The sequence below is a fragment of the Pseudomonas sp. I8001 genome (assembly GCF_013385345.1).
Classification (GTDB): Bacteria; Pseudomonadota; Gammaproteobacteria; order Pseudomonadales; family Pseudomonadaceae; genus Aquipseudomonas.
Window position 1 is genome coordinate 199,534 of the sequence record NZ_JACAQC010000024.1, and the last position, 8,891, is coordinate 208,424.

The 8,891-nt window shown below is 61.8% G+C and carries 8 protein-coding genes; all 8 read left to right on the forward strand.

Going from position 1 to position 8,891, the window contains the following annotated elements; translation table 11 throughout:
• The first annotated feature begins 101 nt into the window (after positions 1 to 101).
• A complete protein-coding gene (locus HX839_RS17695; RefSeq protein WP_177067446.1) occupies positions 102 to 1,097 on the forward strand; it encodes an aldo/keto reductase in 996 nt (331 codons plus the stop codon).
• Positions 1,098 to 1,262: 165 nt separating this feature from the next.
• Positions 1,263 to 3,257, forward strand: coding sequence for a methyl-accepting chemotaxis protein (locus tag HX839_RS17700; protein WP_177067447.1), 1,995 nt, complete (start codon positions 1,263 to 1,265; stop codon positions 3,255 to 3,257).
• Between the two features lie 91 nt (positions 3,258 to 3,348).
• A complete protein-coding gene (locus HX839_RS17705) occupies positions 3,349 to 3,804 on the forward strand; it encodes an SRPBCC family protein (RefSeq protein ID WP_177067448.1) in 456 nt (151 codons plus the stop codon).
• 154 nt (positions 3,805 to 3,958) lie between these two features.
• A complete protein-coding gene (locus HX839_RS17710; protein WP_003207550.1) occupies positions 3,959 to 4,405 on the forward strand; it encodes a DUF411 domain-containing protein in 447 nt (148 codons plus the stop codon).
• Between the two features lie 3 nt (positions 4,406 to 4,408).
• Positions 4,409 to 4,840, forward strand: coding sequence for a YqaA family protein (locus tag HX839_RS17715; protein WP_177067449.1), 432 nt, complete (start codon positions 4,409 to 4,411; stop codon positions 4,838 to 4,840).
• A 55-nt stretch (positions 4,841 to 4,895) separates the two neighbouring features.
• Positions 4,896 to 5,909 carry an alpha/beta fold hydrolase gene (locus HX839_RS17720; RefSeq protein WP_177067450.1) on the forward strand — a complete coding sequence of 338 codons (1,014 nt, stop codon included), beginning with the start codon at positions 4,896 to 4,898 and terminating at the stop codon, positions 5,907 to 5,909.
• A 26-nt stretch (positions 5,910 to 5,935) separates the two neighbouring features.
• Positions 5,936 to 6,889 carry a D-2-hydroxyacid dehydrogenase family protein gene (locus HX839_RS17725; protein ID WP_177067451.1) on the forward strand — a complete coding sequence of 318 codons (954 nt, stop codon included), beginning with the start codon at positions 5,936 to 5,938 and terminating at the stop codon, positions 6,887 to 6,889.
• A gap of 438 nt (positions 6,890 to 7,327) precedes the next feature.
• Positions 7,328 to 8,887 carry a glycogen synthase GlgA gene (gene glgA, locus HX839_RS17730; RefSeq protein WP_177020003.1) on the forward strand — a complete coding sequence of 520 codons (1,560 nt, stop codon included), beginning with the start codon at positions 7,328 to 7,330 and terminating at the stop codon, positions 8,885 to 8,887.
• Positions 8,888 to 8,891: the final 4 nt, after the last annotated feature.

Here is an 8,891-nt window from a genome sequence, read left to right on the forward strand (position 1 = left end):
GGATTATTTAGAATTTCATAATAGTGATAGTGGTTTTAGCCGGTTTATCCCGCTTTTGTCGAGGGCAACAATGGAGCCCTTCCCACACAGGAGCTGGACCCATGCACACACGTCAACTCGGCAAGAACGGCCCTCAGGTTTCCGCCATCGGCCTCGGCTGCATGGGCATGACCGATTTCTACACCACCGGCACCAACACCACTGAAGCCATATACACCCTGCACCGCGCCCTGGAACTGGGGATCAACCTACTCGACACCGCCGACATGTATGGCCCCCACACCAACGAAGCGCTGATCGGCAAGGCCATCGCCGGCAAGCGCGACCAGGTGTTCCTCGCCAGCAAGTTCGGCATCGTGCGCGACCCGGCGAACCCGGCACTGCGTGGCGTCAACGGCCGCCCGGAATACATTCGCGAGGCCATCGACGGCACCTTGAAGCGCCTGGGCGTGGAAACCCTGGACCTGTATTACCAGCACCGCATCGACCCCGAAGTGGCGATTGAAGAAACCGTTGGCGCCATGGCCGAACTGGTCAAGCAAGGCAAGGTGCGTTACCTGGGCTTGAGTGAAGCGTCGGCGGCTACCCTGGAGCGCGCCCACAAGGTGCATCCCATCAGCGCCCTGCAAAGCGAATATTCGTTATGGAGCCGCAACCAGGAAGACAACGGTTGCCTCGCGGCCTGCCAACGCCTGGGAATCGCGTTTGTGCCCTACAGCCCACTGGGCCGCGGCTTCCTGACCGGCGCGCTGAAAAGCCCGGATGACTTTGCGGCGGATGACTATCGCCGGTTCAGCCCGCGTTTCCAGGGTGAAAACTTCGCGAAGAACCTGCTGCTGGTGAAACAGGTACAAGCCCTGGCCGCCGACAAGGGCGTGACCGCCGGGCAACTGGCGTTGGCCTGGGTGCTGGCGCAAGGGGATTACCTGATCCCGATCCCGGGGACCAAGCAACGCAAATACCTGGAAGAGAACGTCGCGGCACTGGAGGTCAAGCTGAGCCCGACCGAGTTGGCGGCGCTGGAGGCCATCTTCCCGGCCAACGCCACAGCCGGGCTGCGCTACCCGGAAGCGGTCATGCAGATGCTGGACAAATAATCCTGCCACGCCGGATCGGGGCTGGCTCGCCAGCTCCGCGCCTTAAATCCCTGCCCTGGGTTTTCTTGCACGATAGTGCCTCAAGCTCGCCCGTCCCAAGCCGATAGCCCTTCGAAGCTCTAACAAAGCCGCGTCGCACAATAAACGCTTCGTAAGGACGACCCCATGCCCTCATTGCGCTCTATCCAAGCCCGCTACACCCTGTTCCTGGTGCTGTTCGTCCTGTTGTTATTCGTCTTGACGGTGGTGGGCATCGGACAGTTGGTGGCCCCCAAGCTGCGCCACACCGAAGAACAGGTGGCCCTCAATCGCATTGCCGAAGTGGCCGAGCAGATCCAGGGCGAACTGAACAAGGTTCAGGCCCAGCAACGCAGCATCACCCAAACCATCCCGCTGCTGGACAGCGACGCCATCGACAAGGTGCTGCCAGGCCTGGTGGACCAGTACGGCGAATTGAAAGTGTTTGGCGGCGGCATCTGGCCCCTGCCCAACCAACGCACCCCGGGACGCAACAAGCACAGCACCTTCTGGCACCGCGATGCCTCGGGCAAGCTGGCGGTGAATACCTTCTGGAACAGCGACGCGGCCCCCAACTACTACGACCAGAGCTGGTACAAGGGCGGCCTCGCTTCGCCCCGCGGCCAGTGCGCCTGGGCGGCGGCCTACAAGGATGACGCCAGCCAGGAGCCACGCACCAACTGCGCGATGGCGATCCAGCGTGACGGCGCAGCCTATGGCGTCGCCACCATCGACGTGACCCTGGGCTTCTTCAACGACCTGGTGGCCAGCAAGGAAAAAGACCTCGGCGGGCAAATGCTGATCGTCGAAGGCGACGGCAAGATCATCAGCAACAGCACGCGCATCAGCGGCCCCGTGGTGTTGAAGAACATCAGCGAATTGGCCGGCACCTCGGCCTTTGCCGCCCAGGTCCGCGCCGGCCTGGCCCATCGTGATCAAACCCTGCAACGCAGCGAGTTCGACAACCAGGGCGTGGCCAGCACGTTCTTCATGCGCCCGATCGAAGGCACCCCGTGGTTCCTCGCCACTGCGCTGCCGACCTCGCTGATCACCGCCCAACGTGATGACGTACTGGGCACGTTGGCGATGCTGCAAATCCCGATGATCCTGCTGTTGGTGCTGTTGGCGGTGTACGCCATCCGCCAGCTGGTGCACCGGATGACCGCCCTGAAAACCAATATCGACGCACTGTCCAACGGCGATGCCGACCTGACCCGGCGAATCACCATCCGCGCCGAGGATGAACTGGGGGCGATTGGCCATTCGGTGAACCGCTTTATCGTCTACCTGCAAAACATGATTGGAGAAGTGACCCTGGCCACCGGCGCCATGTCGTCGAGCCTGGCGCAATTGCAGCAGACGTCGGCCCAGACCAACCAGATCCTGGTGCGCCATGCCTCGGAAACCGACCAGACCGTCACGGCCATCACCGAGATGAGTTCCACCGCCGACACCGTGGCCGAGAACGCCGCCGAAACGGCTGCGTTCACCCAGCGCGCCAATGAGCACGCCGACCGTTCGCGGGTGGTGGTCGGCGAAGCTTCCCGCAGCGTCAGCGCGTTGATCGGCGAGGTCTCCAGCGCCACCCACACCGTGGAAAACATGCGCCAGGATGCCGCCCGCATCACCGAAACCCTCGGCGTGATCGGCGCCATCGCGGGCCAGACCAACCTGCTGGCACTCAACGCGGCCATCGAAGCCGCCCGGGCCGGCGAACAAGGCCGGGGTTTTGCGGTGGTGGCCGACGAAGTCCGCGCCCTCGCCGCCCGTACCCAGGCCAGTACTTCGCAGATCAATGAAATGCTGGCGCGCCTGACCACGGGCGTGAGTTCCTCGGTGACGGCCATGGAAGCCACCCAGGCCAGCTGCCAGTCTGCGGCTGACGCCACGGCCCGGGTGAACACAGGATTGGACGAGATGGCCGGCTCCGTCAGCCATATCAACAACCTCAGCACCCAGATCGCCACCGCCGCCGAACAGCAAAGCGCGGTGACCGAGGAAATCAACCGCAGCATGGTGCACATCCGCCACATGGTCGAAGAGCTGGTGCAAAGCGGCCACGCCACGGAGCACAACACCCAGAGCCTGCTGGATGCCAATGGCCGGGTTATTGCATTGATGGGTCGCTTCAAGGTGCGTTGAAAAAATAGCCTGAAAGCTCCCGTGCAATGCGCGGGAGCCAGACTATTCTGACAGTTCGCTGTGCTTAGTCTCGCCACACAGGAGGTGTGTCATGCACGCAGTTGAGCACCCGATCCGTCTGGAGCGGATCAGTCAGGAACGCTATATACAAGCCTCTATCGACGACGTTTACGACTACGTTACCCAACCGGATCGCTGGCATGAATGGCATCCGACATCCCTGGGCGCCGACACCGGTATCGCCGGCTCATTGCCTGCCGGTCATCGTTTCACTGAAACCATCGACCTGCTGGGTGTGCGGGTTCCCATGAGCTATCGCGTGCAGATTGCGCAGCGACCGCGGGAGTTCAAGACCGCGTTCACCTCATTGGCGGTCGATGGCTGTATTCATTATCTGCTGCAAGTACAGGGCAACGGCACGCTATTCAAGCGCATCCTGACCTATGAAACCGAACTGCAACTGACCACCCTGCATGAGCGCATGATCGCACTGTCCAACCAGGCCCTTGATCAGCTCAAGCAGCGCCTGGAACCCCCGCCAGCCTGACAAAACCGTCATATCCCTCTCAGTTTTCCGACAGCACCAGGCGGTTATTCTGGTGCTGTCGGTTTTTCGTAAAACCTCGTAACACTCCCGGGAAACCCTTTTCCAAAAAGCAGGGAGAATGCCCCGCTGTTGCCCTTTATCCGACGAGATGACGATGAAAACCACCCTGCGACTGGCCGCACTGTCGGCCCTGCTCATGAGCACCCTGGCCCAGGCTGCCGAGCTGATCCCGATTGACGTGCACCGTGATGCCAACTGCGGTTGCTGCAAAAAGTGGATTGCCCACCTGGAAAGCAACGGGTTCAAGGTCAACGACCATGTGGAAAGCAACATGAGCGAGGTCAAGCAGCGCCTGGGCGTGGCGCCACGCCTGGCGTCTTGCCATACCGGCGTGATCGACGGCAAGTTCGTCGAAGGCCATGTGCCAGCCGACCAGGTCTTGGCCCTGCGCAAGCGCGACGACTTGCTGGGCATTGCAGCACCGGGCATGCCCATGGGCTCGCCAGGCATGGAGATGGACGGCAGCAGCGATGCCTATCAGGTCATCGGCCTGACTCGCGATGGCAAAGACGTGGTAGTGGCTGACTATCCGGCACGCTGATTGATGCTTGCCGGTTACTTGGGACTGTTTTTCGCCGCCTTGGGCGCCGCCACGCTGTTGCCGATGCAATCGGAGGCGGTGCTGGTAGGGCTGATGATCAGCGGGCATTACAGCGTGTGGCTGCTGCTCGGGGTTGCAACGGCCGGCAACGTAGTGGGCTCGGTGGTGAACTGGCTGCTGGGCCGCTCGGTCGAGCGCTTCAAGGATCGACGCTGGTTTCCGGTCAGCCCCAGGCACCTGGAAAAGGCCCGTACCCATTACCAGCGCTGGGGCCATTGGTCGTTGCTGCTCAGTTGGGTGCCGATCATTGGTGACCCGCTGACCCTGGTGGCCGGGGTCATGCGCGAACCGTTCTGGCGGTTCCTGGTGCTGGTGACCCTGGCCAAAGGGGCGCGCTACGGGGGACTGGCCATGCTCACCCTGCACTGGATTTAATCTCCCGTTAATCCCCTCGCCACAGCATCCGGGCACTGTTCCCGGAGCTCTAACCATGTCCAAGATCCGCTCTCTGTGCGTCGCCAGCCTGTTGCTCGGCAGCGCCCTGCCCGCCTTCGCCGCCGAAGAAGGTCAGACCTACGGCCCCGAGCTGCAAGGCTTCCAATACCCGTACCCGGTAGAGCACTTCACCTTCCAGTCCCAGGGCAAATCCCTGCAGATGGGCTACATGGACGTGCCGGCCAAGGGCAAGGCCAACGGGCGCAGCATCGTGCTGATGCACGGCAAGAACTTCTGCGGCGCCACCTGGGATGAATCGATCAAGGCCCTGAGCGACGCCGGTTACCGGGTGATCGCTCCCGACCAGATCGGTTTCTGCACCTCCAGCAAGCCGGACAATTACCAGTACAGCTTCCAGCAACTGGCGATCAACACCCATCAACTCCTGGAAAAACTTGGTATTCAGAAGGCTACCCTGCTCGGCCATTCCACCGGCGGCATGCTTGCCACACGCTACGCCCTGCTCTATCCGCAGCAAACCGAACAACTTGCCCTCGTAAACCCGATTGGCCTGGAAGACTGGAAGGCCATCGGCGTGCCCTACCGCAGCGTTGACCAATGGTACGAGCGCGAGTTGAAACTGACCGCCGAAGGCATCCGCAAATACGAGCTCGACACCTACTACGTCGGCCGCTGGAAGCCTGAATACGACCGCTGGGTCGATATGCTCGCCGGCATGAACAAAGGCCCCGGCCACACCCAGGTGGCGTGGAACTCGGCGCTGATTTACGACATGATCTTCACCCAGCCGGTGTACTACGAGTTCAAGGACCTGCAGATGCCCACCCTGCTGCTGATCGGCACCTCCGACAACACCGCCATTGGCAAAGACCTGGCGCCACCGGAGGTCAAGGCGAAGCTCGGCAACTACGCGGTGCTGGGCAAGCAAGTGGCCAAGCTGATTCCCCACGCCACCCTGGTGGAATTCCCGGGCCTGGGCCATGCACCGCAAATGGAAGAGCCGGTACAGTTTCACAAGGCACTGTTGCAAGGGCTGAACGCCCTTTAATCCAACCTTTTTCGAGGCATGCGTGAATGTCGGTACAGATCGCAGTGATTGATGATTGGCAGAATGTGGCCAGTGGCGTGGTGGACTGGTCAGTCCTGGCGTCGGTCGGCCAGGTGCACTTCCTCCACGATTACCCGGCGGACACCGCCACGTTGATCGAGCGTTTGCAGGGGTTCGAGGTGATCTGCGTGATGCGCGAACGCACCACCTTCGACCAGGCTCTGTTGCAAGGCTTGCCCAGGCTCAAGTTGCTGGTGACCGGCGGCATGCGCAACGCCGCCATCGACATTCCTGCGGCCAAGGCCCTGGGTATCCAGGTAGGCGGCACCGACAGTTACAAGCACGCGGCCCCGGAACTGACCTGGGCACTGATCATGGCGTCTACCCGCAACCTGCTGGCCGAAGCCAATTCCCTGCGCGCCGGGGGTTGGCAAGTGGGCCTGGGCGGCGATTTGTACGGCAAGACCCTGGGGATTCTCGGGCTGGGCAGCATTGGCCAGAAGGTCGCCAAATTTGGCCAGGCTTTCGGCATGCGCGTAATTGCCTGGAGCGAAAACCTTACCCCAGAGCGCGCTGCCGAAAGCGGCGTGACCTGGGTCAGCAAGCGCGAGTTGTTTGAACAGGCGGACGTGTTGTCGATTCACCTGGTGCTCAGCGACCGCAGCCGCGGGCTGGTGGACGCCGAAGCGTTGGGCTGGATGAAACCTACGGCGCATTTGGTGAACACGGCACGCGGGCCGATTGTCGATGAGGCCGCCTTGATTGACGCCCTGGCCAATGGCCGGCTGGCGGGCGCGGCACTGGACGTGTACGCCCAGGAGCCGCTACCAGCCGGGCATCCATTCCGCCAGTTGCCCAACGTATTGGCCACCCCTCATGTGGGGTACGTCAGCGAGCAGAACTACCGCCAGTTCTACCAGCAGATGATCGAAGACATCCAAGCGTGGGCCAAAGGAGTGCCCGTTCGCGCACTAAGCTAGTGCACACATTTCACCTCCCACTCCCCCCGTAGCAGCTGTCGAGCCTCAGCGAGGCTGCGTCGGGCGCACTGCCGATCCTGAACCGGAGCGCGCTCGACAGCTGCTACCGGGCTCATGAAAAAAATTTGTCCTACAAAAATACCCCACAGACCCCACAGGCTCTGGGATCTGTCCTAGACTCATGACCGATGGGTCCGATCCAAAACAAAAACCCCGCAAAAAATCGAAACTTTCCAACTCTGCCACAGGTCAGGTTTAAGGTAAGGCGAGTGCTGACGGTTCCCACCGAACGCCCGTCCATCCACTCTATTTAAGACTCCAGCACAACTGGCATAAGGCTTGCCAGTCTGTGTAGCGCTTGTGCGCCTGGCCGCAGGACGCGGTCAACTTTCGCTGATTGCCATATGCCATCAGCCGACCAAAACTCGGGAGAGAACTATGATCAGTGCCGCTGTAGATACTCAGGGAGAGCGTTTTAGTCAGCCGGTTGGCGGGCCGACCTCATTGGCCGACCTTCCCAACACGGTGCGGCCGGTCCCACGTGTGAATCCCAATCGCAAAAAAGTGCTGTTTGTCACTTCCGAACTGGCCGACCTGGTGAAAACCGGCGGCCTGGGCGACGTTTCCGCCGCCCTGCCCCGCGCCATGGCGCACCTGCACGATGTGCGCGTGCTGATCCCCGGCTACCCGCAGGTGCTGGACAGCGACAACCCTATTCATATCATCGGTGAGCTGGGGGGCCACGCCGCGCTGCCACCGTGCAAGATCGGGCGCATGGACCTCAAGGACGGCTTGGTTATCTACGTGCTGATCTGCCCCGAGCTTTACGAGCGCGAAGGTACGCCCTACGGCGCCAACAACGGCCGCGACTGGCCCGACAACCATATCCGCTTCGCCCGCCTGGGCCTGGCCGCCGCCGATATTGCCGCCAACCTGGCGCAGATCCACTGGTGCCCGGACCTGGTGCACGCCCATGACTGGCCAGCAGGCCTGGCGCCAGCCTATATGCACTGGCGTGGGTCACGCACTCCAACGCTGTTCACCATTCATAACCTCGCCTACCAGGGCGTGGTCAGCCTGGCCTCGTGCCCGGAGCTGGGCATTCCCGAACACGCCTTGCAGCAAGAAGGCATGGAGTTCTACGGCAAGCTGTCATTCCTCAAGGCCGGCATGGCGTATTCCAGCCATATCACCACGGTCAGCGCCACCTACGCCCAGGAAATCACCACCCCCGAATTTGGCTGCGGTCTGGATGGCTTCCTCGCCAGCAAGACCCAGCAAGGCTTGCTCAGCGGCATTCCCAACGGCATTGATGAAAGCTGGGAGTCGTCCACCGACCCGCACCTGACCCACCCTTTCAACATTGGTGACTGGGAAGGCAAGGCCCTGAACGCCGCCCATGTGCGCAACCTGTTTGGCTTGCACGACTCCACCGGCCCGCTGTTCGCCGTGGTATCGCGCCTGGTCTACCAGAAAGGCCTGGACCTGACCGAGGCGGTCGCCAGTTTCATCGTCGAAAATGGCGGCCAGATCGCGATCATCGGTCGCGGCGAGCCGGAAGAAGAACAAGCCATGCGTGCCCTGGCCCTGCGCTTTCCCGGCCAGATCGGCGTGCGCATCGGCTTCAACGAGACCGACGCGCGCCGCATGTTCGCCGGCAGCGACTTCCTGTTGATGCCATCCCGTTACGAACCCTGCGGCCTGAGCCAGATGTATGCCCAGCGCTTCGGCTCGTTGCCGGTTGCACGCAACACCGGCGGCCTGGCCGACACCATCGAGGATGGCGTCACCGGCTTCCTGTTCAACGAATCCACTGTCGAAAGCTACGAAGCGGCCCTCAGCCGCGCGTTCAAGGTCTTCGCCTTCCCAGGCTTGCTCAACGCCATGCGTTGCCGGGCTATGGCCGCACCGTTCAACTGGTGCCAGGCAGTGGAACCCTATGCCGAACTTTATGAGCAACTGGTAGCGAAAGCGCTGGGAAGATCGGGGAAACAGTAAAAAG

Bases quoted from the DNA above. Each gene is read 5' to 3' on its own strand.
- HX839_RS17705 (WP_177067448.1), top strand. From the start codon at position 3,349: ATGCACGCAGTTGAGCACCCGATCCGTCTGGAGCGGATCAGTCAGGAA.
- HX839_RS17720 (WP_177067450.1), top strand. From the start codon at position 4,896: ATGTCCAAGATCCGCTCTCTGTGCGTCGCCAGCCTGTTGCTCGGCAGC.
- HX839_RS17725 (WP_177067451.1), top strand. From the start codon at position 5,936: ATGTCGGTACAGATCGCAGTGATTGATGATTGGCAGAATGTGGCCAGT.
- HX839_RS17700 (WP_177067447.1), top strand. From the start codon at position 1,263: ATGCCCTCATTGCGCTCTATCCAAGCCCGCTACACCCTGTTCCTGGTG.
- glgA (WP_177020003.1), top strand. From the start codon at position 7,328: ATGATCAGTGCCGCTGTAGATACTCAGGGAGAGCGTTTTAGTCAGCCG.
- HX839_RS17695 (WP_177067446.1), top strand. From the start codon at position 102: ATGCACACACGTCAACTCGGCAAGAACGGCCCTCAGGTTTCCGCCATC.
- HX839_RS17710 (WP_003207550.1), top strand. From the start codon at position 3,959: ATGAAAACCACCCTGCGACTGGCCGCACTGTCGGCCCTGCTCATGAGC.
- HX839_RS17715 (WP_177067449.1), top strand. From the start codon at position 4,409: ATGCTTGCCGGTTACTTGGGACTGTTTTTCGCCGCCTTGGGCGCCGCC.